Origin of the sequence: Azospirillum sp. BE72, from assembly GCF_031455875.1 — a bacterium.
Classification (GTDB): domain Bacteria; phylum Pseudomonadota; class Alphaproteobacteria; order Azospirillales; family Azospirillaceae; genus Azospirillum.
Map to the genome: position 1 here is coordinate 195086 of NZ_JAVDTO010000010.1, position 25901 is coordinate 220986.

Consider the following 25901-nt stretch of genomic DNA (forward strand, 5'->3'; position numbering starts at 1 on the left):
CGGCATTTTCCTTCGCCGAAGGCCGGGCCCTTAACCGACGTTAAGGCCAAACTCGTCGCGTGATGCTGGGATGGCGGGACGTGTCACCCGTTGGTAGCGGCCAACCCTGGCCAATCGGTTCGGGTGATGCGGTCGAAGGGAAGGAGAAGAGCCATGCCGATGGCCCAATCGAACACCGAACTCCCCGTCGTCTCCCCGTTGCCTGAAGCCGTGCCCGCAGCGGCCGTTCCGACGGACTTTCCGGAATCCCATCCCGGAAAAGCGATTCGCAGCCCGGCCTACGGCTTTCCCTATCTGCCCTTCGGCGGCGAGATCATCGACAGACTGGTGCATGCGTGGCAGGGGCGCTTCACGCTGTCGATCTCCCCCTCGGCCGTGACGCTGGCCTTCGCCGACTGGGCGATGCATCTTGGAAACGCACCGGGCAAGCAGGCTGTCCTGGTCGACAAGGCGGTGCGCAAGATGGTGCGGCTGATGGTTTATGCCGGCGCTGCAGCCATAGACCGCGACACTCCGCCTTGTATCGAGCCGCTGCCGGGCGACCGCCGTTTCGCCCATCCCGATTGGCAGCTGTTTCCCTACACGCTATATGCCCAGTCCTTCCTGCTGGCCCAGCAATGGGTGCACAATGCGACCACCGGCATTCCCGGCCTGTCGCAGGCCAACGCCCGCATCGTTCCATTCGTCGCCCGGCAACTGCTCGACGTGGCGGCCCCCTCCAACACCCCCTTCACCAATCCCGAAATCTTGCGCACGGTCATCGAAACCGGCGGGATGAACTTCGTCTATGGCATGGCGAACTGGACGGAAGACGCCCTGCGCATGATGACCGGACGCCGGCCCAAGGGGCTGGACGCATTTCAGGTCGGCCACGACGTGGCGGTGACGCCGGGCAGCGTCGTTTTCCGCAATGAACTGATAGAACTGATCCAGTACGCGCCGTCCAGCGCGTCGGTACATGCAGAACCGGTGCTGATCGTGCCGGCCTGGATCATGAAATACTATATTCTCGATCTGTCGCCCGAGAATTCCCTGGTCCGCTATCTGGTCGGGCGCGGCTTCACCGTCTTCATCATCTCCTGGCGCAATCCGGGGCCGGAGCTGCGTGACTGCGGCCTCGATGATTACCGGCGGCTGGGCGTGATGGCGGCGCTCGACGCCGTCGGGGCGATCTGCGGCACGGAAAAGGGACCGCCGCCGATCCACGCCTGCGGCTATTGCCTGGGCGGCACGCTGCTGACGATCGCCGCCGCCACGATGGCGCGCGACGGCGACCGGCGGCTGAAGACGCTGACCCTGCTGGCCGCCCAGACCGACTTCACCGAGGCGGGGGAGTTGATGCTCTTCATCAACGAAAGCCAGGTGGCCTACCTGGAGGACATCATGTGGGAGGCGGGATACCTCGACACCACCCAGATGTCCGGGGCCTTCCAGATGCTGCGTTCGAACGATCTGATCTGGTCGCAGGTGGTCCAGGAATATCTGCGCGGCCGGCGACCGGAGGTGACCGACCTGATGGCCTGGAACGCCGATGGAACGCGGCTACCCTACCGCATGCATTCGGAATACATGCACCAGCTGCTGCTGGGCAACGACCTGTCGGAGGGTCGGTACAGGGTGGACGGCCGTCCTGTGGTCCTGTCCGACATCCGGGCGCCGATCTTCGCCGTCGGGACGCGGCGCGACCATGTGGCGCCCTGGCGGTCGGTCTACAAGATCAATCTGCAGAGCGACACGACCACAGTCTTCCTGCTGACGGACGGCGGCCACAATGCCGGCATTGTCGCCGGCCCCGACCGTCAGGACCGTCAGTACCGCATGAGCGAGCGCAGACCGGACGATCACTATGTCGACCCCGACCTGTGGCTGGAGTCCACCCCTGCCTGCACCGGGTCGTGGTGGCGCCCCTGGGCGGTCTGGCTGGACCGGCAATCCGATGCGAAGGCCGTTTCAGCGCGGCCCGTCGGGTCGGAGGAGCGCGGTTTCGGACCGCTGTGCCCGGCACCAGGACACTATGTTCTGGAACGGTGAGGAACCAAGGCCATGATCAGGTCTATCGCCGACACGGAGGCAAACTCACATGGGATCACCTATCCCTGGGAGCGCAGCTATCCACCCGGTTTGGATTGGCGTCGCCCACCGCCGGCGCGGCCCTTGACTGCCCTGCTCGACGAGGCGGCCGCGACCCACCCCAACCGCCCATGCATGGATTTCCTCGGGCGGCGCCATTCCTTCAGCGAAACCCTCGAATTTGTCGACAGGGCCGCCAAGGGGCTGCAAAAGTTGGGTATCGGCGAGGGCACCCGGGTCATGCTGCTGCTGCCAAACTGCCCATATTTCATCATCGCCTTCTACGCCATCCTCAAGGCCGGAGGGACGGTGGTCAACGCCAACCCTCTGAATGCCGAACTCGAACTCGCACGCCAGATCGCCGATTCCTCCGCCGAAATCCTGATCACGCTCGATCTGCCGAGATTCCAGACGACCATGGCGGCGGTCGGATGGCCGGGCCGGCTGCGCCGGATCATCGTTGCCTCTTTGGCGGAAAGCCTGCCATTCCCAAAGAACTGGCTATACCCGCTGCTCCACCGCGGGGATGTGGCGCGGTTTCCGGATGATGGGCACCATCTCTCCTTTTCCAGTCTTCTCGCCAACGACGGCCGCTATGTGCCAGCGTCGGTCGATCCGCAGCACGCGCCGGCCGTCATCCAATACACCGGCGGCACCACCGGACTGCCGAAGGGGACTGTTCTCACGCATGCCGGCCTCTACGTGAATGCCCGACAGTGCCAGCAGTGGTTCACCGGAAGCCTGACAGGACAGGAACGGCTCCTCGCCGTGCTGCCGCTATTCCATGTATTCGGCATGACCGCGGCGATGAACTTCGCCATCGCGTTGGGCGTGGAATTGGTGTTGCTGCCGCGGATCGACGTGCGGGAGATCCTCGCCACCATCCAAAGCAAGCGCCCGACCTTCATGCCCGGCGTTCCACGACTTTTCCAGGCGATCGTCGACTGCCCTACCGCAGCCCTCCACGACCTTTCGTCGCTACGGCTGTGTATCTCGGGCGGCGACGGCCTGCCACCGTTATTGCAGGAGCGTTTCCAAGCGATGACCGGCAGCAGGCTGGTCGAGGGATACGGCCTGACGGAAGCTTCACCGGTCGTAACCTGCACCCCTTACGAAGGGGCCACCAAGCCAGGATCGGCCGGGTTGCCGTTGCCGGGTACCGTCGTCGAGATCGTATCCGTGGAAGACGGCCGAACCTTGCAGCCGGTCGGCAGGGTCGGGGAAATCTGCGTCAGCGGACCTCAGCTCATGGCCGGCTATTGGAACGACAGCGATGCGACCGCGAAAGCGATGGTTGGCGCACATCTCCATACCGGCGATATCGGCTTTCTCGATGAGGACGGCTATCTTCACCTCGTCGATCGGTTGAAAGAGCTCATTATTGCCGGTGGCCAACACGTCTACCCGCGCGTCGTCGAAGCAGCTATCCGCGAACACCCGGCGGTGAGCGATGTGGCGGTGATCGGTGAACCCGATTCGGTGCGCGGCCAAGCGGTCAAGGCGTTCATCGTCCTGATGCCCGGTGCCATGCTGTCGAAGGATGACCTGCACGCCTTCCTTGTTCCCCGCCTGTCCCGTTTTGAGCGGCCATCGACAGTCGAGTTCCGTTCGGCTCTGCCCACGTCGATCATCGGCAAGATCCTGAAACGTGATCTGCGCTCCGCAACTTAGAACGACGACCTCACAATAGAGAGACACACCGCCAAATTTTCTTAAATGTTTGAATGGACATGTAAATCTGCGCATCGGTCGGTCGGTCAATAATCCGAACAGCCGAATAGGTTGACCTGCATACAACGGCCTGCGACATCATACTCGTGGACAGATATCGCATTCAGAGTCATCATATCTGCCATTAAAGCAGTCCGAATGCTTGGAGGCTGCAATGATTACAAAGAATCAGCCAATAGCTGTTTGTCTTGCGTGTCGAAAACCATACTACGCGCTGGCACCGGTTTTTGATGGATGCATGACCGATACTGCTTCCGGCCGGTGCGATGGCGAAGTCGTTATCCGCTGGAGCAACGACGATTGGATTCTCTGTCCAATCTGTGATGGGGGTGGCTGCCCTCAGTGCAATGAGGTGGGCTGGATATCGGCACGTCCATAAAGTACAAGCATGGACCTAGCAGGACGCGGAAAAAGTGCTGTGCCCGGTCGACCAGTCGTCATTCTCTCGGGTCGAGGAGAATGCGGCCGGCGAGGGGACGATGCGGGGCCCGAACGAACGCAACGAGGGGCTGTTTAGCTGCGTCAGCTGTGAAGAGCGGGCTCTGCTGCTCCAGGCCTCTACTCGGTGCGTTTGGAGCGCCAGTTGATCGAGCAGCTCGACTACAATCTGCTGTTCCGCTGGTTCGTTGGCCTGTCGATGGACGCGTCGGTGTGGGACGTCACCGTGTTCATCAGGAATTGCGAGCGCCTGCTGGCCGGCGATGTGGCGGCCAAGCTGGCCAACATGGTCCATGCGCTGATGGAGAACCGCCACGCCCTGGTGGTCAATGTCCGGCTGACGGCGGCCACCATGGTCGAGGCCATCCCCGACCGCCACCGCATCACGGTGGGAGCCGACAAGGCCAACGACCCCAAGGATTTTGTGGCGAACCTGCGCAGCCTGTGGGCCGGACTGCGCAAAACGCGTCATCGCGGCACGGCCCGTGTCGGTTGGATGTTCACCCTGACCGCCGCCGCCTACAACCTGATCCGCCTGCCCAAGCTGCTGGCGGCGGCATAAGCACGCCCGAAGTCCGCCTGAACGGCGGCTCCAAGGGCATCTAAGCGAGGAAAGGCGCTCATTTCCGACCAGGACGGGCGTCGGAAGCACCGCTTTCAAGCTTCAGCGGAGGCAAGGGCGCTGCATAGCCCCGTTTTCCCGCATCCTGTTAAATCTTCGACGGCCGACATCACGATCACGCGCTGAACTGGAGACTGTCTATCAAGCTCGCCATGCTGCTGATGCTACGCAACTGATCGATCTCGATGCTGTCGAGCGGAACGATTATCCCGAACCGCTCTTCGAGCCGAACGATCAGGTTGGCGAAAACGAGCGAGTTCATCACCCCCTCGTCAATCAGATCGGTTTCCACGGAGGGCACCGCAATGTGCAGATCATTGCGGAACAGGGTCAACAGGACGGCAGTGGTTTCGGTATTTTTCGGTGGTGTCAGCATGTCAGGTGACCTCTCCAGGTTCGGCATGGTCGGAGCAAGCTTGGAAGCGGTATCCAAGCGCTAAGGCGTCGCTCACCGCAACGCGTTCATCAAGTCGCAACCCCCACTCTGGTTGCCCACATCGCCGCAACGAAAACGGCATCCCTGGCACGGGGCGCCTGCCGCATCCGAACACCGCAGCGCTGCACGGCGGCGTGGTGCGGCGTGCGGAGCGGACTTTGGAGGGGCTGAAACCTGGCCGCCGTCTCCAGCCTGAGAAGCAGCCCCATTCCCTCTGAACCAACGACCATCAGGCACCAGTCTCCGGGCTTGCCAGACGCTTGGCAAACAACTCGGTACGCAGGTATGGGCGGTCAATTTTACCGTTCGCGTTCTTGGGCAAGGTGTCCAGGATGGCCCATTGCGTCGGAAGCATGTAGCCGGGTAGCCGGGCAGCCAGGCGGGCGCGCAACTCGGCCGGATGCAGCTCCGTCCCGTCCTGCGGTGTGTAGGCGCAGCAGATGGTAGCCCCCTCAAACGCGCCCTGGTCCAAGGCGACGACAGCATAATCCTTCAGCTGCTCAATGGTGCCGAGCGCAGCCTCAATCTCTCCCAACTCGATACGATAGCCGCGGCTCTTGACTTGAGTGTCGGCACGGCCGACGAAATACACCAACCCATCCTCTCCCGAGCGGGCCAGATCGCCAGTGCGATACATCCGGCTGCCGTCGCTGCGCCCGACCTCCGGCACGAAGGCGGCCCGCGTCTTTTCCGGATCCTCCCAGTACCCTTCGGCAAGACCGGCGCCCGCGATGAACAGGTGTCCAATCTCGCCGGGCGGAGTCGGGACATTGGTATCATCCAGCACATAGAGCCGCTCGCCACCGCAAGCCGTGCCGATGGGCACGGGAAAGCCCGGGTCCTCCGGGCAGGCTGGCACGGTGTAGTAGCTGGACGCGATGGTCGCCTCGGTGGGACCGTAGAGGTTGGTGAAGCGCACATGCGGCAGGCGCTTCATCCAGTGGATCAGCGGTGGCGTCGGAAACACCTCGCCGCACCACATCAGGCGCTTGAGGGTCGGGAAATCATTTTCCCGCACGGCGTCCATCCGGGCCATGTAGTTCAGCACCGAAGGCACGGAGAACCACTGCGTCAGCGCGCGTTGGCGGATAAAGTCCGCGAGCTTGGCCGGAATCAGGTTCAGCTCGGGCGGTACAATGTGCAGTTCCGCCCCCGCCGCGAAGGCGCCGTAGATGTCGAAGGTGGACAGATCGAAATGCAGCGGCGCGTGGCCGGACACACGGTCGCCGGCGGCGATGCCGAAGTAGCCGACGGCCCACTCGATAAAGGCGACGACGCTGGAATGTGGGATCACGACACCCTTCGGCTGCCCCGTGGAGCCGGAGGTGAAGAGAATATGTGCGCGCGGCTCCGCGTCGCCTTGCAAGGACAGCGGGGCGCCGGGAAGCGCCGCAACGTCATCGGGGCCGAAGGCGCAAGACAATCCATCGAGCAGTACGGGGCCGTCGCCCAACCGACCCAGCGTGGCCTCGCGCGCCGCTGGGCTGAGCGTGGCGACGTCGCTAAGCAGCGGTGCCGATGATGCGGTGGCGAGGATCACCCGCGGACGGCAGGCGTCGATAATCCGCGCGGCCCGCGGGGCCGGGTTGTGCACGTCCACCGGCACGTACAGGCACCGTGCCAGCAGAGACGCCAGCATAGTGATGATGGCGTCGGCCGACTTCGGCACCATGATGGCGACGCGGTCGCCGTCGCGACAGCCGGCCTCGCGGAAGGCGCGGGCGAACCGGTTGGCGGCCGCCCACATCTCGCCGTAGGAGACGCGGCCCTGCGGCGTGACGATTGCGGTGGTGTGTGGATGCGCCCGTGCGGTGCGCGCGACCAATTCGTGGATCAGAGTGCTCATCGGTCCACCACCTCTCACGACTCCGGATGGATGCGATCGTGCGCTTCGGCCGATAGGGCACTGCCCAAATCGGCCATGCGACGGCCCATCGCCAAGCCTTCGGTGGCGTTGGCGCCTTTCCAGTGCGGGCAAGCTGAACAAAGCTGAATGGGGTCGCGGCGAGCAGGCATTGCGAAGCCTCTCAGTATTTATCCGTCAGGCCTGGAGTTGGCAAAAAGTCAGGAAGCCGATTGACAGGTTTTTTGCCAGAACCTCTTTCTGCGCATCGAACTATCGCAGACTGACCAAAGCAATGCGAAAGCGCGAAGGTCGAGCAACGTCGCGCCTATGCAAGTACTCCTTATGTTGCGCCAGCCGCACCCTTTTCCACTGTCGCGTCGTGTTGATCGTAGTAGCGCCGCCCGCTTGCGGGTGGTCCTCCGGGGCCGCCTGCCAGCGACACGAAAGGCCCTCCCGGTGGCGGCATCTGAAGCTTCGCCAGGGCCCCCCTTTGTGGCCGGGTATTGCCGGCCTTGGTGAAGCCGGTGCGCTGGACCTTGCGGCCGCTCGAATGTTCGGATGGCACCAGGCCAAGCTAGGCCATAAGCTGACGGGGATTGGCAACGCGGCGGAAGTCGCCGATCTCGGCCACCAGCACGACCGCCGACAGAAACGCGATGCCCCGCATGGCCTGCAAAGCCTCCACCAGCGGCCGTAAGGTCCAGGTGCGGGCCAGCTTGTCCAGAAGCCGGCGCACTGCGTCGGCGCGGTTGGGGATCTCGCCCACGAAGCGCACCTCGCCCGAACGGCCAGCTTCGGCTACCGCGACGGCGATCGTCTCTTTGAGCGTGTCCATGGCAACGAATGCGGCTGTATCCTGCTCCATGGCTCGTCTCCTCTGTCTGAGGCAAGGTGTCGGCCTACCCGGCACACCCTCGTTGGCGACAGGACGTGATACGAGCCACCCTCAGCTCGACAGAGACAAGGGGCCTATCCATTTGCGCACACAACAGCCAGCAAAACAATTTTGCTCATGAATAACGAAAACCTCACCATTGCGTTTCCAGAGTAGATATCAATCAAATACCGTTAAAAATTTCCAGACTTGCTTGCGAGAAGGTGTGATAAAGATGGATATTATTGATGAACAACCTTTGAATGAACGATGCGTCTTGCAGCCAAGCACCAGTTCGCCCGCAAACTCTTAGCTCATCCCACGCGCAACGATGTTCAGGCGACCGCACACGGTGGCCGCATCCATACGGACAGGCCTTCGAGAAAATTCAATGAGCCCCATCAGGAGGCGACTTGTGCTTAGCAAGCCCGCAACTTTACTGAAAGAAAATCCCATGAAGAAAGAAAAGTGTGTGCGCCCTGCCAACCAGGATGATGCGGAAGAAATCTGCAGTCTGATTCTCAGACAGTTTAACAATGGGATTGACCGGGCCGCATGGCAAAATTTGCTTGAAAACAACTGGAGCAACAATGAGGGAGAGTACGGGTGGGTTCTGGAGGCAAAAGGGGGCGTCGTCGGATTCATCGGAACAGTATACTCGGAGCGCGAAATCAATGGCCGCCGAGAGAGGTTCTGCAATCTCACAACCCTCTGTGTGGATGAAGAATATCGTGGGATGGCGTTGTCGTTGCTGACCACAGCGATTCGTTCGGCCAATTGCACTGTTACCAGCATTTCTCCAATCCCGACTGTGGCTCGACTGATGGAGATGATGGGGTTCAAGGCCCTTGATATCGGCAGGATAATCTATCCTCCGGTTATGAATGCGCTCGGCCTTATGAGAGGTCTTCCGCGTTTCGAGTCTCGAATCGAATTCATTAAGCCGCACATCAGTGAGGCCCTTCGTCAGGCTATCAATGATCACGTCCCCTACGGCTGTCTTGCCGTATTGATCCGATCCAGAGGTGAGCAATGCCTTATTGTTTCAAAGAAACGCATCAAGCGCGGCGTGCCTTTCTCCGAAATCTTGTTTATCAGCTCGGCTGAGCTTTTCGCAAGGCACCTGGAAGCCATCAAATGGTATGTCATGGCAAAGCAGTGCACGATTGCCGTAATGGGGGATAGCCGCCTATTCGGAAAGAGCAGGCCTTGTGGAATACTGATGAGAAGGGAGGTTTTGTTTCGGTCTGAATCAGTCGCCCCAGAGAGCATCGACAACCTTTATACGGAACTCGTGCTTATTCCGATGTGATCCGACCGCAAAGAGGCGCCAGGCCGCACTCTTCTTCCAATGGAGCGCCGCTCGTTTTTCCCCCTCCGGCACGGTCGCGAGGCGCCGGTGCTGAAGAATGGCCGAAGCGATCATCACCAGCACGGCATGGTGGTGCAGGCCATGCCAACCCCGCCCGTCGAAGTGATCGAGGCCGAGTTCTTCCTTTATCTGCTGGTGCCCCTGTTCGCAGATCCAGCGCGCCTTGATCCGGGCGGCTAGCAGGACGCGGAAAATGGGCTGTGCCCGGTCGGCCAGTCGTGATTCTCTCGGGTCGAGGAGAATACGGCCGGCGAATGGACGATGCGAGGCCCGAACGAACGCAGCGAGGGTCTGTTTAGCTACGTCAGCTGTGAAGAGCGGGTTCCGGCGAGCCACCCGCTGCGGCCGATCCGCGCGATTGTGGACGAAGCGTCGGAGATGATGTCGCCAGCGTTCGAGGGGCTGTACTCCAAGATCGGGCGGCCGTCGATCCCACCAGAGAAGCTGTTCCGGGCTCTGCTGCTCCAGGCCTCTACTCGGTGCGTTCGGAGCGCCAGCTGATCAAGCAGCTCGACTACAATCTGCTGTTCCGTTGGTTCGTTGGCCTGTCGACGGACGCGTCGGTGTGGGATGTCACCGTGTTCATCGGGAATTGCGAGCGCCTGCTGGCCGGCGATGTGGCGGCCAAGCTGGCCAACATGGGCCATGCGCTGATGGAGAACCGCCACGCCCCGGTGGTCGATGTCCGGCTGACGGCGGCCACCGGCTTGGCCAAACGCGCGGCGGCGGCCTCCATGGTCGAGGCCATCCCCGGTCGCCACCGCATCACGGTGGGAGCCGACAAGGCCAACGACCCCAAGGATTTCGTGGCGAACCTGCGCAGCCTGTGGCCGGATTGCGCAAAACGCGTCATCGCGGCACGGCCCGTGTTGGTTGGATGTTCACCCTGACCGCCGCCGCCTACAACCTGATCCGCCTGCCCAAGCTGCTGGCGGCGGCATAAGCACGCCCGAAGTCCGCCTGAACGGCGGCTCCAAGGACATCTGAGCGAGGAAAGGCGCTCATTTCCACCTAGGACGGGCGTTGGAAACACCGCTTTCAAGCTTCAGCGGAGGCAAGGGCGCTGCATAGCCCCGTTTTCCCGCGTCCTGTTAAGAGTTCTTCCGCTATCGAGGTAAATCGCGCTTTCATGTGCTTGGATCAAGGTTTTGTGTTCTACTGAAACCGGTATTCTTAATGTTAGGTTGCGAGCGGAATCTCTCGACGCGCTATGGAAGCCGTCATTTTCTAAGAACCAATCGGACACCCGTCCGCGCGACAAAACGTTCCTGAGGGGAGACGCATGACATCAAAGCTCCAACACCGTGCGATTGGCGCCATAATTGGCGGCGTCCATGCAACGGGGCTGGATCTCCTGCTCAGTAATCGGTATTCAGGAATTGGATCTATATTTACTTTTCATAGAGTTCGCTCGACATTGGGAGACTTTTCTCCGAATGCAGGGCTATCTGTTACTCCAGAGTTCTTTGAGGACGTTATTAAGCACATCAAAAAGCAGAACATTGACATCATGTCCATGACCGAAGCGCACAAGCGGCTAGTGAAGAGCGACCGGCCCAAACGCTTTGTCGTTCTATCGTTTGATGATGGTTACCGCGACAACTACGAAAACGCTTTCCGGATCTGCCAAAAGCTTCGAGTTCCGATGGTCATCAACGTAACCACCGGCTTTGTCGATGGAACGAGTTTTCCGTGGTGGGACGCGATCGAAGAATTCGTCCAGCACCGCGAGCGCATAATCATCCCGACGAAGGCGGGAAACCGTGAGCTTGACACAAGCACATTGAGCGCCAAGACAGCGGCTTATAGTCAGCTCTACAAATCGCTACGCGCCGCCAATCGCGGCATAGCCGCTGACTTTCTGCGGAAACTCGAGCGCCTGAACAACACGGATTTCCAGGAGATCTGCCAGCGGCTCATGGTGGCATGGGATATGGTGTATGAAATGCGCGACAGTGGTCTTGTGGAGTTCGGCGCCCATACCCTAACGCACCCGGTGCTCCGGACTCTTTCAGAGGCGGATGCGGAGCATGAGATGGCGGCCAGCCGTGCCGTTCTTGCCAAGCGGTTGGGGCTCCCGGTCGAGCATTTTGCCTATCCCTTCGGCAGTTCTGCGGATGTTGGCGCAAGGGAGTTCGCGTTGGCAAAGCGGGTCGGTTTCTCCACGGCGGTGACGACTTGCCACGGCACGTTGCAGCCCGAGCACAAAGCCCAATTGCACGCGCTCCCACGGCTCAGCATCAATGGCTTCCACCAGAATCTCCAGACGATTGAAGTCTTCCTAAGCGGCGCCACCACGGCTCTGGCGCATGGATTGCGCCGCGTCGCGATGTGAAGCATCGACACTCTCGCTTCCACCTCTCCGGCTCATGCGGAAATGGCTGGCTTTGCAAGACGGGGCCAGGAACTGCGATCCGGGCAATGGCTTGGCCGTGTTGCGCCAACCTATGGCCGGTTGCCAGAGGGGGACGGTTTCTCAATCATTGATTTCTGAGTTTTTTCAGCGATCTGATGATACCGTCCGGCAATATCTCTTTGGCAATCTTCTTGACGTGCTTTCGCATGATGACTTCTTCCATGATGATTGCAAATGCGGATGACCGGGCAATTACGCTATCCCTCACCAAGTATACATCGACATAATCGTCTCGCTCCATATGCCAATAACGATGCCAGTCCTCATCGCTCATATAGTTGATCTCCGCAACGTCATCGCGCAAAATAGAACTTTTGATGGTCTCTTCCGTTAGAATGGCGCCAGGGGAGCCATCGGCATAAGCCTCATCATAAGCAATTTTCGGTATCATCAAGGAATGACCGCATCGAAGTCCCATTTCTATAGCAATGATTCGATCATGGACACGAATAATATGCCACTCCAAGCGTCCATGAGCGAAAAAGTTGTCAATTATACTTTTGTAAAACAGGGTCGTTTCCGGTCCATTGGAAATGGCCGTCCCTTCTCGCCCTTTCCAGCCCGACGATTCAATTGCCATAAATTTTGAAAGCATGTCCGGCTCGACCGCCGACCCCGTCTGCAGTTCGAACGAAGCGCCCCCCCTGCTCTCGAGCATTTTTCGCCTACGCTTCAGATTGCTGCGCATTTTTGCGCTGATACTGTTGACACCAAAGCTGGAGGGACCTGAAAGTCTGACGACGGACCCTTTGGTCGTCAGGCCGTGGCGCATGATATAGCCGGCCAACGGTTGCTCAACGGCGACCATCACTGGGGAGCTTTGACGCACACGCTTCAACTCGATGCAAACATGCGTCGGAATTTCCCGGCGTATTTGTGCAAGTAAGGCTTGGAGCGCGCCGGCGGCTTGACCCGGGGCAAGCAGAATGTCTCCAGATGGCGTATGCTCATCATAGGGTGTGCGAAGAGTTGGGTGATTCCGTCCCAAAATACGGTGTGGCGTGATGATGACCGGCAAAACCCCAATCAATCTCTCGCCAGAATACGCAAAGCTGCAGCACCAGCGCTCTGTGCGCCGCAAGCGATGACGGAGAAACGCGTCGACCCAGCTTGGCAGCAAGGTCGGGGACATCTGAGGCGAATTCCACGCAAGAGAGTCCCATGCTGGAATATGAGGTTGAAGAGCGTCGAAATCATACGCAGTTACCGCAACAATATCTTGTATTCCATCATTTTTATTTTGAAAGGCGGACTTAGAGAAGAGGTCAACACCAAGCCCTTCCATTACGACCTCCTTATTTCTACGCACAAGGAAGACTGTCTCTGCGTTCTTCGCAAACGCAATAAGTACGGATCTGCTCCGTCTCGCTGTCTACTGTAATATTTTATCCTTATTTGAGATTGGATTCGCTTTTACTGTTGCATAAAGCAGATTGCCCAATTGGTGCAGACTGGCGGGCCATAGGTTATCAAGTTTAGGATATTCCCTATAGCGTTCTTGCTGTCGATGTACTCAATGTGATCTGATAAGTGGATCGGTAAGCTTTCTGGGCAATATTCTGGAAGCCGCCCATTCTACGCCAGATTTCCTGCTTTTCCTCGCGGGTCCACCCGAAGGTATGATTTGACATTTGCGGAATGGGCGCTGTCAAGTGACTTCTCTTGACCTTTATACCTACACAACAAGCAAATCAACAACATAACGCATATTACACCATTAGGGGTGCTTCGCTGACGCAAACTATGCGCAATCGGTTATCAAGGCCGCAAACGGACGGATCGCATATAGATGAAGATTGCGGCAGTGGGCTTCGCGGAAACATGAATACTTGGCCTAAGTTTTGTTGGTGGCAGAAATGCGTCAGCGCGGCGACTGCGGCGCCCGATCACCGGCTTTCCGGTAGGGAGTGGTGGGCTTGGCGGTGGCAACGCCTAGCCCGGATAACTCAGCAAGGCTGACACTGGGGCGGCGGGCGTGGCAGGAGGTTATTCCGTTCTTCGCCTTCCCCCGCGAGGTCCGGCGCATCCTCTACACCACCAATGCCATAAAGGCCTTGAACTCAAAGCTGCGCCGGGCGGTGCGGGCCCCGGGGCATTTCCCCGATGACGAGGCCGCCCTGAAACTCCTGTTTCTCGTCTTGAACCGCGCCGAGAAAGACTGGAAGATGCCGCCACGGGAATGGACGGCCGGCAAGGCGCAGATGGCCGTCATCTTCGGCGAGCGGTTCGCAAAGGCGATGACCGCCTGAAAATGAAATCGGCCCCGCCGAGCACGATTCTGAAAACTGTCCTCAATTTATGACGTCCGCCCAGCGTCTTTCGGCATCGTCAGCTCAGACTTGGCGCGACACCTGACGGAATCCCTCCAATGACACCGATTTGCTCGCAAAAATTCAGTGCCAGCTCTCGAAGGAGACATGTTGTCTTACAAAGGGGAGGTATCTGGTCACACCTGTACAGGGAATAGCTTCGAACGCGACACAGATGTGGTATTGGTCCATGCCAGAGAGAAAAATAGTACATGCACAACTTCAATACGCGAAACCTACCTCCGATAACTCTCATCTCCCATTGCCTCGTCCCTCAATCCTCACCATCCGTGCTACAAGGCTGCAAGGCAAATTATCTCTCAAACGGCGTGAAGACCTAAGGGCCGCAGATTGCGGGACCGTTCAGAAGGTGAACTCGTTGCCCGGCAGGTGCCGCATCTCATGGGGTGCCAACATTATGCTGGACAGTAAAGAGTATCACAGGGGGAGAATAAACGATGACCGGAGCACAAGAATGCGAGATTTGCGATAGAGCATCCATTGAACGCTCCATTCAGTCGATTAAGGGCAAGGGGCCCAATTCGCTGGAGAGCCTCGTTAGTGCCGGCGTTCTCAATGAAAACCTGTCCGATGCAGAAAGCCGCCAAGCACCTTCCGTGGCTTTGAACACCGGTATCTTTGACGTTTTTGTCGAAGCCTCCTTGATGCCACAGATCGCGGGCTCACTGGACGTCTATGCGGCGGACCTCGCTGCCGAAGGCTATGATGTCTCTATCCGGCCCTGGAACGGTTCCGATATGGAACTACGCGACGAGTTGCATGCGCAATGGGAGCAGTCTGGGCTGGAAGGCGCTTTGTTTGTCGGCAACATTCCCCATGTCGATTTTACCAGCGAAGACAATTGGGGCGGAGCTTCTCAAACAACCTATCCCCACGACTTGTACTTCATGGATCTCGATGGAACATATGTCTTGAATGAGCAGGGGCTGGACAGCCACACCGGCGACGTCGATTGCGAGATCTACGTGTCACGACTGTCTGCGGATAACCTCCAGGGAATCATTGCCGGAACCGAGGCAGACCTCATCAATTCGTACTTCCAGAAGGTCCACAACGTCCGCATGGGCGCGCTTCAGTATGAGGATCGTGCGATCTGGTTTGCCGACGACGACTGGTCTCCCTATGTCGGAGACCTGCAAAGCTTGGGATCGCTTTACAGTCATGTCACAGACATCCGGAACCCCAGCGGGACAACGCTGCCTCGTTATATTCAGGCGCTCGGTGAGAATGCCGAAACTGTGATCGAGCAGATCCACAGTTGGTCAGCGGGCCATTCGGTGAGTGGTGTCGACGGCGGGATTTTGACAAGCCAAGAGGTTGCTCAGATCGATAAACGCTTTGGCTTCCTGAATATGTTTAATTGTTCCAGTGCCGACTATACGACGGCGGACAACCTGATCGGCGCCTACGTGTTTGGGCAGGGCAATGTCGTCAATGCCGTTGGCAGTACCAAAACCGGCGGCATGCTGAATTTTGCGGATTTCTATTCTCCCCAAAGCGGTCTTGCTAGTATGGGGCAGGCATTCAAAGACTGGTTCAACGCGAACGTCGCGCCAACTGACGTCCCATCGGATGATTGGAAAGTCGACTGGTTCTACGGGATGACCATGCAGGGGGATCCTACTCTGCGCCCGGCCTTGATTCCGTCCCAGACAGTCGATGTCATAGAACCCAACGATACAATTCAGCAGGCGGGGGACTTTACTGCCGAACTCCGACAGGAAAGAAAGCTCTCGTTGAGTGGTTTCCTTGGCGATAATGTTGGCGTTGATAGCAGGCCCAATGAAGTTGACCTGGTGAAGTTCCGGCTTCCACCGGGACAGCGGGTCCTGATCGATACGGACGCGGCCAATGCTGGTGTGTCCAATCTAGACACGATCCTGCGCATATTCGACGATCAAGGCAATCAACTCGCTTACAACGACGATTCAGATGGGCTGGACTCGCGAATTACATTTACTGCGCCGGAACAGGGAACCTACATCGTCGGCGTCAGTGGTTTCGCGAACTCCAACTACGATCCAAATATTGAGGGCAGCGGTTCTGCCGGTTTCGGCGTGGGGCGCTATGTCTTGAATGTCGAGGCCCTCAATCAGGGGCGAACGGATCGGGTATTTGGAACGGCGGGTGACGACGTCATCAATTTGTCCGGCGGGTCCATTACGGTGCTCGGCGGTGCTGGGAACGACCTCGTCGACTCCTCCCAGTCGCCCGGCTCGAACCTGCTGTTCGGAGGAGCCGGCAACGATGAACTGCTGGCCGGATCACATGACCAACTTTTCGGGGAGGGTGGAGCGGACGTTCTCAATGCCGCGGCTGGTGGGGGTAGAAACCGGCTGTACGGCGGTCCCGATGGCGACGTCCTATTTGCCGGTGAGGGGGATTTTCTTTTTGGCGGCGATGGCGCGGACGAACTGTTCGCCGGGCCGGGCGGCAGCACCATGACTGGAGGAGCAGGCGACGACCTGTTTTGGGTGACGGCGGCCGCCTTGCCGGACAGTCCGAACACGCTGACCGACTTCACGCCCGGCTCTGACATCATCGGCTTCGGTGGTCTGGGGCTGAGCCCTGCTGACATTCTCCAGTCCTCGGTTGGAGAGGATCTTCTGCTCTCGGTGCGACAGAGGGGCCAAGACGTTCCTGTCTTGACGATCAGCGACTTCGGCCAACAGCGGCTGGGTAGCAGTGATCTCATTATCATCTGAGCGAGTCTGAGGGGTTTATCCGCAAGTCAAACAGTGCTCTCCAGTCAAGGCACCATCCTTATTTGCTGCATATTTCCATAAAAACGATATGCCGCGCGTATCGGCAAGAGGAGTGTTGCAAGATGGGGTGCTTCTGAGTAAACGATTCCAATAACTGGTTTCGCGGCACAGATAGCAATGACATCTTTTCGACCAAGGCAAGCAATGACACCGTCTTTGTTGCTCCGGGAAAACGATCTCATCTATGCGCACGCCGGCAGAGATCTTCTGTACGGCGAGGTCGGCAATGATACGCTGGACGGTGGCGACGGGGCCGACACTATGGATGGGGGTTCGGGCGACGATGTGCTTTACGCCGGTGACGACGCCGCTCCCGATCGTCTGGCTGGCGCGCTCGGAAATGATACCTTCTGGATGAACGGGCCGGAAGACACAGTCGTCGAATACGCCAATCAGGGCATCGACACTGTGCGGGCCAAATTCTCCTGGCAACTCGGGCCGAACTTGGAGAATGCGGCGTCGTGTTCATGCCCGGCACCCTGCCATGCCAAAATCCGGCGGTCGGCAGCCTGACAGCACCTGCTGCAATCCAGCGGCACTGTTGCCGAACTCCGCGTTCCCATGACGGTTCGAAGGGGCTGATCCACTCTGTTTTGGAGCACGCGCACACAAGCGATTGGCATTCGTCCCAAGCCGAATCGAGGTTTTATTTTAGAAAACTTCAGCAAAAATCATAGTCACAGTATTCTGCCGTCAATTTAAAATACACCACCCACGCCATTGCCGCCGCCCGGCGCAAGACGCGCGCATTGCGCGGCCCAATCAGGAAATAAAGAACGTATAGATTTCGACAAAGAGGATTATGCAGTGGGGCGCTAGCATACTATCAGACGGTAAGTTGCCACCAAATCAGCTGGTCACATACTACTGATTCTCTGGCAAACAAACCCCATCGCCACTTGCCATCGCTTCGGGAGATCGGCAAAATTATGGTGAAGCTGTTGAGGTTAATGGGGAGTGGTGAATACCACCACTAGGCAGCTGATGGCAGACACAAACGGAAATTCACATAATCGTGGTGGCGATGCTTCTGTGCTCATCATTTTGATGGGCCTAAGTGTTGTACTCTCTTCGGCGGACACTTACATGGGGTCCGGGACCGCAGGCTTGGTGCCTCTCCGGTCAACGGAACTGGGGCTCTTCCTTGTTGGCGCCATGTTCGCCATAGCCCTTGTCCGCAGTGTTCACGCCGACAACGGTCGCTCGTTGGTCTTCGCCTATTCCGGCATCGTTCCCGTTTTGGTTGCAAGTGCTATGGTCGCCATCGTTCGCACCAGCGGCGCTTGGTTGCCCGATACTTATTGGATAAAGAGTGAATACATCTATATTCCACTGTACGATTTCATTTTGTTCTTCTTGGCGACTGGAGTGGTCGCCATTCCGACTTTCCGCCAACACCATCGCAAAATCGCCGGCGTTAGCCTGCTGCTTATTTCCGGTTCCATTGCGATGGATATCGCAAACCCTGGGATGTTTGCCGCATTCAGTGATCGTGCCGCTGGCTTTGCTTTCAACTCAAATTATGCATCCGAAGTCGTCAACCTGTCTCTTATCGCTGCGGTTAATTGGCGGCGCTTTCTCTGGCGAGATACAGTCCTGTGGGGAATCGCCGGCTTGGCCTTGTACTGCACCCTGTCACGTTCCGGTGCTTTGGTGTATTTCGTCTGCGTGACGGCGTATATCATTATCATGCTAAAGAATGGCACGCTCCGTCTCCAGACATTTTTGAGATTGGCTTTTGGCTTGAGCCTTGTGGGAACCGTTCTTGGTCCAACTGTCCTTTCTTTCATCAATGGACAAGAGATGTTTTCAACATATTATGTGACGTCGGGTCGCATGGATTCGCTGCTGAAGCTATTGGGCGGCGACGTGGCCTCGGTACAGGATGACGAGCGGCTGCGCAAACTTGCCTTTTTCCTGGAGATGATCGAGGAGTCGCCGCTTCTTGGGCGGGGGCTTTATTATCACTTTTACTACGAAGTCGGGCCGCACAACATGTTCCTGGAACTGTGGCTCAGCGCGGGCTTGGCCGGGCTCATTTCGGCAGTTGTGCTGTACGTCGCCTTGTTCGCACATTTCATTCGGCTCCGGGACGCTCGTGGCGTGGTGTTCACCATCGCTTTCTTTATATACGCGTTCTTTAACCACAATCTGTTCGATGACCGGCCGGTCAACGTGTTTATTGGCCTTCTTGCCGCGCTCGCCGCATGGGAAGCGGCAGAACGGGAAGCGAGTGCGTGGGAAGGCAGTACTCCTCGTGCTGCGGGCTGCGAATCTGTTCCTGCAAGCCTCATGTCGGAGGAAAACGAATGCACACGCTAGCACGCCACGCTGTGCCTCTCCGGAGGGGCAGGATAGAAACGCGTAAGCCGTGCTCGGTCCTTCATGTCTTTCGCTGTCCGGTGGGCGGCCTGTTTCGGCATGTTCTTGATCTGGCGCACGGCCAAGTGGCGCGTGGGATGCGTGTCGGCATTCTGTGCGACGCCGGCCAGTACAGCGAAGGCGTCGAAAGACAGCTGGCTGATTTGCCGAAGCACGCCGGCATCGCGGTGCACCGTGTCCCGATCTCCCGCACGCCGGATCTGAACGACTGTGTCGCGTTGCCGGCGGCGCATCGGATCACCAAGGACATTCGCCCGGACATCATCCACGGGCATGGTGCCAAGGGTGGCATTCTGGCCAGATGTCTTGCGCGTCCGGGCGGCCCGCTGGCGGTGTACTCGCCGCATGGTGGCTCGCTGCACTATTCCAAGACGTCGCTGGCGGGTTTCACCTTTCTCAGCATCGAGCGGGCACTACGCTCTCTGACGGCCGGGCTCATTTTTGAAAGCACGGCCAGTATGTCGACCTACGCCTCGAAAGTGGGCCTCAGCGGCGGGCATTTCCGGGTCGTTTACAATGGCCTGCATACCTCGGAATTTGCCCTCGACGGGGGCGTGCCGCCCTTGGCCGAATGCCATTACGACTTCGTCTTTGTCGGCGAGTTGAGGCGGCTTAAGGGGGTGGATGTCCTGCTGCAGGGGTTCGCGCGGCTTTGCGACGACCGGCCCACTCTGCGCCTTGCCATCGCCGGTGACGGAGCCGAGGGCGAATACTTTCGGGAATTGGCCGCGCAGTTGGGAATTGCTGAGCGTGTGGCGTGGCTGGGGGCGGTGTGTCCGGCGTCTTGTGCGTTTCGCCTGGGCCGCTGCCTCGTGGTGCCATCCCGCGCTGAGGGGCTCCCCTACATCGTGCTCGAAGCGGCCGCCGCGTGCCAGCCGCTCATAACCACGAAGGTCGGCGGAATTCCGGAGATCTTTGGGCCGACGCATGCCAAGGCCTTGCTGCCGCCGGGGGACGTCGACGCGTTGAGTGCGGCCATGGCGGCTTTCCTCGACGATCCCCAACCGCTGCTGCTCCAGCGCGACAACCTGTATCGCCGCGTCTTCGGCATCTTCCAAGTCGAGCGCATGATCGAAAGGGTGGTTGGCTTCTACGACATGCTAATTGAAGACGCGGGACTGGAGACAAGTACATGTCCAGTTGCCGCGCTTCCTTTGATAAACAAGACTACGCCTCGCTCCATACCGGATATTTAATCCAGCGAGCGGCCGAAGTGAAAGTCTCCACAATCCAACGCTGCGGGTCAGGGGGTGATGGTGATGTGCATACGTAGCGAGGTGGCGAGGCATTCGGATGGTCCGCTGCGATCTCTTAAGAACAGCACGCCAAGGGCATGCGCTTCCACGCCGCCTCTGCCGCTCCCTCCCCGATGCGCTCAAGAGGATGAGGATAGGGCATGACCGACGTTCCTCAGATGCACATCAGTGCATACAAGCGGCTGCCGCCGACCTCCGAGGTCGATCTGCCTGAAATACTGCGCCGGCTGCGCCGGCGCAGCGGCTTGATCGTCAGCGCCGCGTTGCTGACGGCCGGTGCAGCCGGGGCCCTCGCTATGAACGCCGTGCCACGATATACGGCAGAGGCCTTGGTCATGATCGAGCCGGGTTATATGCAGTTGCCCGATGTCAGCCAGGACAGGAGTGCCGCTCCGCCGGCCGATGCCGAACTGGTGCAAACTCAAATTGAGATCATCCGCTCGACGCACATCATCGCTAGGGCCTTGGATGAGTTGGGCATCAAGGAACTGCCGGAGCTGAGCCGCAAGCCCAGCTCTTGGGAGCTTCGCCTCGCCAGTTGGAGCGAACGCGTTCAGGATTGGGGGAAGGCGTCGATCGCATGGCTTGAGGCCAACCTTCGCTCCTGGGGGCCGGCTTGGCTTTCGACTTTGACGGACGAGGAGACACCCGCTCCATCGAGCCAGCAACCCTTCAGCGCATCGGAAGCAGCCACGGCGCCCGAGGATGTGGGCGGCTTGGCAATCCGGCGGTTCGCCAGCCGCTTGACGGTCAATCAGGAAGGGCGTTCACGCGTTGTTCGGATCGCTTACACCTCTGACAGCCCCTCGGCCGCGATGAAGGCGGCCAACACCATCGCCAACCTCTACATCGCCGACCGTGAAGCGACAAAGCAGAAGATGGCAGACAGCGCCACCAGCTGGCTCAACGGGCGGCTGCGTGAACTGGAAGATGAGGTCAAAACGGTGGAAAGCGCCGTGCACGAGTTCCGCGAACGCAATGGGCTTGTCGGCGAGCGGGAAGTCTCACCGTCGTCGCAAAAGCTCCTTGTCCTTAACCAGGAGCAGACCCAGGCTCAAGCTTTGCGCATGTTGGCCGAAAGCCGCCTGCGCACCGCCGAGGCTGATCTGGCGTCTGGACTCCGTGACGGGATCAGCTCGCCCGATTTGCGGCAGTCGTTGGGGCTGCAGCAGTTGCGTGATCGCAAAGCGCAATTGTTGGCACGGCGCGCGCAGCTGGATCAGTCCATGGGGCCGCTCCATCCGACACGCGTTCAGCTCGGCGCCGAAATCGCTTCTGTACAGCAATCGATCCAGGAGGAAACCGCGCAGGTGCTGTCCTCCTTGCGTGGGGAACTGGAGGCCGCTCGCAAGAGAGAGCAGTTGCTGGTGGGAGCCACGGAGGACGCGAAGGCTGCCTTCATGAAAGTCGATCAGGCCTCAATCCAGCTGCGTGATTTGGAGCGCAAGGCCACGGTGGCGCGGGGTATTTTGGAGCGCTACCTGACGCAAGCCAAACAGGTACAGCAGATCGACAGCTTCCAAAGGCCAGAAGCGCAAGTGGTGTCGAGCGCTCGTGTGCCAGCAACGCCGTCTTATCCCAGAACCAACGTCTTGGTGATCATGGGTGTGGTCATCGGGGTTATTCTGGGCTCGGGAGCAGCATTGGCGATCGAGCACTCAGACCAATCGTTGCGCAGCATGGAGCAGGTCAAGGAGTGGCTTGGGGCCCCCGCTCTTGGTCTTGTGCCAACGGATCCGGCCGTACAGCGCAGCCTTTTCCGTTCTCCTTTGCGGCTGCGCAAGACGGCTTACACCGAGGCTGTCCGCCGCCTCTACATGCACCTCAATCTGGGCCGCGGTGAGTGCCTCCTGATCTCCTCGGCGCTTCCCGGTGAGAGCAAGACCACGTTGGCCGTTTCGCTGGCGCTGACCGCGGCTACCTGGCGCCGCACGTTGCTGGTGGATGGTGATCTGCATCGATCACGGGTGCACCACCTTTTGAACTTGCCCAGCGCTCCTGGATTGGCGCAGGTGCTGGCGGGTGCAGTCCCGTTCTCAGAAGCAATTCAGATTGATGAGCGGTCTGGGCTTCACGTTCTGCCTGCCGGCACACCGGAAGATGATGAATTCAGCCTTATGTCATCGGTGCAAATGGTTGACGTCATCGATCAGCTGCGCCAGCATTACGACCTTGTGATTTTTGACTCCGCGCCAGTTCTCGCGGTCACCGGAACGCCGATCCTGGCCAAACTTGTCGACCGGACGATGGTTGCGGTTCGGTGGGGATCGACGGATTGGAAGCTTGCCGATGTTGCGCTCAAGGAGTTGGAGCGCTGCGGGGCTCCTCTGGCCGGCGTGGTGCTGACTCGTGTCAACGTAAAGAAGAACCGGCGGTACGGATACAAGGACTCCGGCCTCTATACTGGCTCTCTTACCCGGTATTACAGAACCTGATGGCCGCAACCATCGCCCCGGAACGGCAGCTCCGTCATGTTCCCCGGCTTTCTCCCAACGCCGCCCCATGTGCGGCGCTGGAAGCGATGGTCAGGGGCCTTGTGCGATCTGCGCAACGCGGCCCTGCAGCAACGGATCGAGGTATGCCGCCGACACGGCAGTCCGCCCCAGCTCCTTGCAGGCTGCCGACGACCGGCTGGCGCGGGGCGGTGTCAGCGCCGCCGCGCCGCCGGGCTGCTCCGCCTCGACAAGGCGTTCCAGGCGTTCTGGCACCGGACGAGCACCAGCAAGGCCGGATTTCCGCGCCACGAGCATGGCCGCCCCCCTGGACGAGGCGAGCGGCGAGGACGCTGCGCCGGCGCAGCCCACAGCGGGCCATCAGACGGGGCCGGGGCCGCCGGGCACGGCCTTCGGGCGTCAAGCCAACGGGTTGCCCCATCGCTGGTCCGAGAAGGTGCCCCCTTCCGCGGGCGGCGGTGTCACGAAGATAAGAGACGCATGTGATTGGAGATACCATGCAGAGCCATCCAACGTATTCTGGGCGACATGCGTTCTTTTTGCCAGACTTAGGCGACGGCGGTGCTCAGCGGGTCGTCGTCAATCTGGTGAATGGCTTCGTTCGTCGTGGGGCTGCTGTTGACCTCGTCGTCGCCAAGGGCCAGGGGCCGTTCCGATCAAAGCTGGATGCTACCGTGCGCCTCCATGATCTTGGGTGCACGCGTACCCTGTCGGCCGTTCCACGGCTTGCAGCCTTTCTCCGCAGGGAAAGGCCCGTCTCCGTGACGGCCGCGATGTCACATGCCAACGCTGCCGCCCTTATGGCCGCCGCTCTTGCCGGCACCCGCACCCGTATAATCGTCGCCGAACACTGCCATTTGTCCAGCAACAGGGACAACGCGATTTCATGGATCGACCGCCATGCCCTGCCATGGCTGATGAAGCGCCTTTATCGCCGCGCCGACGCCATTTTGTGCGTGTCCGCCGGGGTCCGGGACGATATTGCCACGCAACTGCAAATTCCGGTGGATCGCATTGGCGTCATCGCCAATCCAGTGATCACTCAGGATTTGCTAGCCTCGTTCGGAGAGCCGGTCCAGCATCGATGGTTTTCGGATGGAGAACCGCCGGTCCTTTTGGGCGTCGGGCGCATGGTGCCGCAAAAGGATTTTTCCACGTTGATCAAGGCCTGCGCGTTGCTTCACGACCGCGGCTGCCCGGTCCGGCTCATCATTCTGGGGCAAGGTCCGGAACGCGAGGCACTCCTTGCTTTGACAAGACAACTCGGCCTAGCTGACAGCATCGACATGCCGGGGTACGTGCAGTATCCAGCAGCTTATATGGCGCGTGCTGGCGCCTTGGTGCTGTCGTCACGCTGGGAGGGTTTGCCAACGGTCCTTATCGAAGCCATGGCTGCCGGCTGTCCGGTGGTCTCCACCGATTGTCCGAGCGGTCCACGCGAGATTTTGATGGATGGTCATTATGGCCACTTGGTTCCCACCGCCGATGTGGCGGCGCTTGCTGGAGCGATCGAGGCCGTGCTCCGCGATCCACTGCCGTCGGCTTATCTGAAGGGCGCGGTTCAAAGGTTCACCACCGATGCCGTCTTGGACCGCTACTGGACGGTCATGATGGGTGGGGCAGAGGCGCCCGATGACGACATCAAGGCGGCCACCGTCTCCCGGACCGTATCCATCCGGTGAGTGACCCGGCTGCTCGGCAGCCGGTCAGGTCGCCGTCCTGCGGTATTCGGTAGCAAACACACCCACGGTCAGATTGCCGATAAACCTTTGATTTAGCTACAGCATTGAACCGCACCGGGTTTTCCGGAGGCCATTTGTGTTGAGTCACGCCGCCATGGCGACGTCCTCGGATTGAGCATAGTAGCGTGCTTCGGCCTCGGCGGGAGGACTGTTGCCGATGGGCTCGATGAGGCGCCGGTGGTTGAACCGGTCGACCCATTCCAGGGTGGCGAATTCGACGGCCTCCGGGGTGCGCCCTGGTCCACGGCATCGGATCACCTCGGTCTTGTAGAGGCCGTTGATCGTCTCGGCCAAGGCGTTGTCATAGGAGTTGCCGACGCTGCCGACCGACGGCTCGACGCCAGCGTCGGTGGGACGCTCGGTGTCCCGAATAGCAGCGTATTGCGATCCGGGGTTCGAGTGGTGAATGAGACCGCTGCCCTTGGAAATACGCCGACGCCTTGCGAAGGTTCTCGGTCGCTTGGCGCAATTCACGGTTCTCGCGTTCCGGCGCCTTGATCCGTTCCTGCTCATTCGTGCTCGGACCGGGCCGCTCGCCCTGCTCCCGTTCGGTCTGCCGGACCCAGCCGCGCAGCGTCTCCGCCGCGCAGCCGATCTTCGCCGCAATCGAGCTGATCGCCGACCATTACGAGGCGTGCTCGCCCTCGTGCTCGAACACCATCCGAACCCCGCGCTCACGGACTTCAGGGGCGTATTTGGGGGATGCATGTTTCGTCATGAGGACCCCAAGTTTCTCAAGAAGTGGGGCCTCCGACAATCCCGGCGCGGTTCAGGTCAGCAGATCAGCCTGCTTGGCGTCAGGCAGAAGCGGAAGGAGCAAGCGCATTCGACAAGTTTCAACATTCCTTTTCATGTCCGAGGGCTTACAGCCATGTTCAAGTTGCGTTCCGCTGGTGCGGAGAACCCGATGAAAACCGTACTCTAGTAAGAAGAGCAACAGCACGAGCAATCTGCTTGCGCGCGGCCCTCTGCCGCATGCCTGGATCACCTCGCAACGAGAGATCCCAACGATGGCGACCTATTACGTATCCCCTTCCGGTCGGGACAGTCAGGACGGAATCACCGATCAGTTCCAGGCCGGCACCATTGCCCAGCCCTTTGGCTCGCTTCAGCACGCCCACAACCTGGCGCAACCGGGCGACACGATCTACTTGCGCGGCGGCACCTA

15 protein-coding genes and 5 pseudogenes are annotated in these 25901 nt (G+C 59.5%); 13 read left to right on the forward strand and 7 right to left on the reverse strand.

Going from position 1 to position 25901, the window contains the following annotated elements; all coding sequences use genetic code 11:
* The first annotated feature begins 153 nt into the window (after positions 1–153).
* The 3 genes and pseudogenes from J2Y49_RS22115 to J2Y49_RS32455 all read left to right on the forward strand — a co-directional run bounded on the left by J2Y49_RS22115 (position 154) and on the right by J2Y49_RS32455 (position 4801).
* Positions 154–2031 carry an alpha/beta fold hydrolase gene (locus J2Y49_RS22115; protein ID WP_310117112.1) on the forward strand — a complete coding sequence of 626 codons (1878 nt, stop codon included), beginning with the start codon at positions 154–156 and terminating at the stop codon, positions 2029–2031.
* A 12-nt stretch (positions 2032–2043) separates the two neighbouring features.
* Positions 2044–3741 (forward strand): long-chain fatty acid--CoA ligase, encoded by a 1698-nt coding sequence (locus J2Y49_RS22120; protein WP_310117113.1) that lies wholly within the window; start codon positions 2044–2046, stop codon positions 3739–3741.
* 539 nt (positions 3742–4280) lie between these two features.
* A pseudogene (locus tag J2Y49_RS32455) lies at positions 4281–4801 on the forward strand (transposase).
* 175 nt (positions 4802–4976) lie between these two features.
* Here the strand turns inward: J2Y49_RS32455 and J2Y49_RS22130 are convergent.
* The 3 genes from J2Y49_RS22130 to J2Y49_RS22140 all read right to left on the reverse strand — a co-directional run bounded on the left by J2Y49_RS22130 (position 4977) and on the right by J2Y49_RS22140 (position 8008).
* Positions 4977–5237, reverse strand: a complete 261-nt coding sequence (locus J2Y49_RS22130) for an acyl carrier protein (RefSeq protein ID WP_310117114.1) — start codon at positions 5235–5237, stop codon at positions 4977–4979.
* Between the two features lie 289 nt (positions 5238–5526).
* On the reverse strand, positions 5527–7143 hold the full coding sequence (locus J2Y49_RS22135; protein ID WP_310117116.1) for an amino acid adenylation domain-containing protein: 1617 nt from the start codon (positions 7141–7143) through the stop codon (positions 5527–5529).
* Between the two features lie 574 nt (positions 7144–7717).
* Complete coding sequence (locus tag J2Y49_RS22140; RefSeq protein ID WP_310117117.1) at positions 7718–8008, reverse strand: transposase; 291 nt, start codon at positions 8006–8008, stop codon at positions 7718–7720.
* Positions 8009–8471: 463 nt separating this feature from the next.
* Here J2Y49_RS22140 and J2Y49_RS22145 point away from each other — a divergent pair, with 463 nt between their 5' ends.
* Positions 8472–9329 (forward strand): GNAT family N-acetyltransferase, encoded by an 858-nt coding sequence (locus tag J2Y49_RS22145; protein ID WP_310117118.1) that lies wholly within the window; start codon positions 8472–8474, stop codon positions 9327–9329.
* A gap of 71 nt (positions 9330–9400) precedes the next feature.
* Here the strand turns inward: J2Y49_RS22145 and J2Y49_RS32460 are convergent.
* Positions 9401–9569, reverse strand: a pseudogene (locus tag J2Y49_RS32460) (transposase); the annotation flags it as partial.
* Positions 9570–9650: 81 nt separating this feature from the next.
* Between J2Y49_RS32460 and J2Y49_RS22155 the strand changes: the two are divergent.
* Both J2Y49_RS22155 and J2Y49_RS22160 read left to right on the forward strand, forming a co-directional pair.
* Positions 9651–10332, forward strand: a pseudogene (locus J2Y49_RS22155) (transposase).
* Positions 10333–10671: 339 nt separating this feature from the next.
* Positions 10672–11724: a polysaccharide deacetylase family protein gene (locus tag J2Y49_RS22160; protein WP_310117119.1), complete on the forward strand. Its 1053-nt coding sequence runs from the start codon at positions 10672–10674 to the stop codon at positions 11722–11724.
* A gap of 145 nt (positions 11725–11869) precedes the next feature.
* On the opposite strand, the gene J2Y49_RS22165 is transcribed toward J2Y49_RS22160, so the two are convergent.
* Positions 11870–13090, reverse strand: a complete 1221-nt coding sequence (locus tag J2Y49_RS22165) for a GNAT family N-acetyltransferase (protein ID WP_310117120.1) — start codon at positions 13088–13090, stop codon at positions 11870–11872.
* Positions 13091–13772: 682 nt separating this feature from the next.
* Between J2Y49_RS22165 and J2Y49_RS22170 the strand changes: the two are divergent.
* The 6 genes and pseudogenes from J2Y49_RS22170 to J2Y49_RS22195 form a co-directional block, all read left to right on the forward strand.
* A pseudogene (locus J2Y49_RS22170) lies at positions 13773–14054 on the forward strand (transposase); the annotation flags it as partial.
* A gap of 518 nt (positions 14055–14572) precedes the next feature.
* On the forward strand, positions 14573–16840 hold the full coding sequence (locus tag J2Y49_RS22175) for a pre-peptidase C-terminal domain-containing protein (RefSeq protein WP_310117121.1): 2268 nt from the start codon (positions 14573–14575) through the stop codon (positions 16838–16840).
* Positions 16841–17044: 204 nt separating this feature from the next.
* Entirely contained in the window at positions 17045–17413 is a 369-nt protein-coding gene (locus J2Y49_RS22180) for a hypothetical protein (RefSeq protein ID WP_310117122.1), read from the forward strand.
* 444 nt (positions 17414–17857) lie between these two features.
* Positions 17858–19222, forward strand: a complete 1365-nt coding sequence (locus J2Y49_RS22185; protein WP_310117123.1) for an O-antigen ligase family protein — start codon at positions 17858–17860, stop codon at positions 19220–19222.
* Positions 19210–20478 carry a glycosyltransferase gene (locus J2Y49_RS22190; protein WP_310117124.1) on the forward strand — a complete coding sequence of 423 codons (1269 nt, stop codon included), beginning with the start codon at positions 19210–19212 and terminating at the stop codon, positions 20476–20478. Before J2Y49_RS22185 ends, J2Y49_RS22190 begins: the two co-directional genes overlap by 13 nt.
* 200 nt (positions 20479–20678) lie before the next feature.
* Positions 20679–22973, forward strand: coding sequence for a Wzz/FepE/Etk N-terminal domain-containing protein (locus J2Y49_RS22195; protein ID WP_310117125.1), 2295 nt, complete (start codon positions 20679–20681; stop codon positions 22971–22973).
* A gap of 90 nt (positions 22974–23063) precedes the next feature.
* On the opposite strand, the gene J2Y49_RS22200 is transcribed toward J2Y49_RS22195, so the two are convergent.
* Positions 23064–23246 (reverse strand): hypothetical protein, encoded by a 183-nt coding sequence (locus J2Y49_RS22200; RefSeq protein ID WP_310117126.1) that lies wholly within the window; start codon positions 23244–23246, stop codon positions 23064–23066.
* A gap of 242 nt (positions 23247–23488) precedes the next feature.
* Between J2Y49_RS22200 and J2Y49_RS22205 the strand changes: the two genes are divergently transcribed.
* The gene (locus tag J2Y49_RS22205; RefSeq protein ID WP_310117127.1) at positions 23489–24673 is read left to right on the forward strand and encodes a glycosyltransferase; all 1185 of its coding nucleotides are present in this window, start codon (positions 23489–23491) and stop codon (positions 24671–24673) included.
* Positions 24674–24817: 144 nt separating this feature from the next.
* Here J2Y49_RS22205 and J2Y49_RS22210 read toward each other — a convergent pair.
* Positions 24818–25451 (reverse strand): annotated as a pseudogene (locus J2Y49_RS22210) (integrase core domain-containing protein).
* Between the last annotated feature and the right edge of the window lie 450 nt (positions 25452–25901).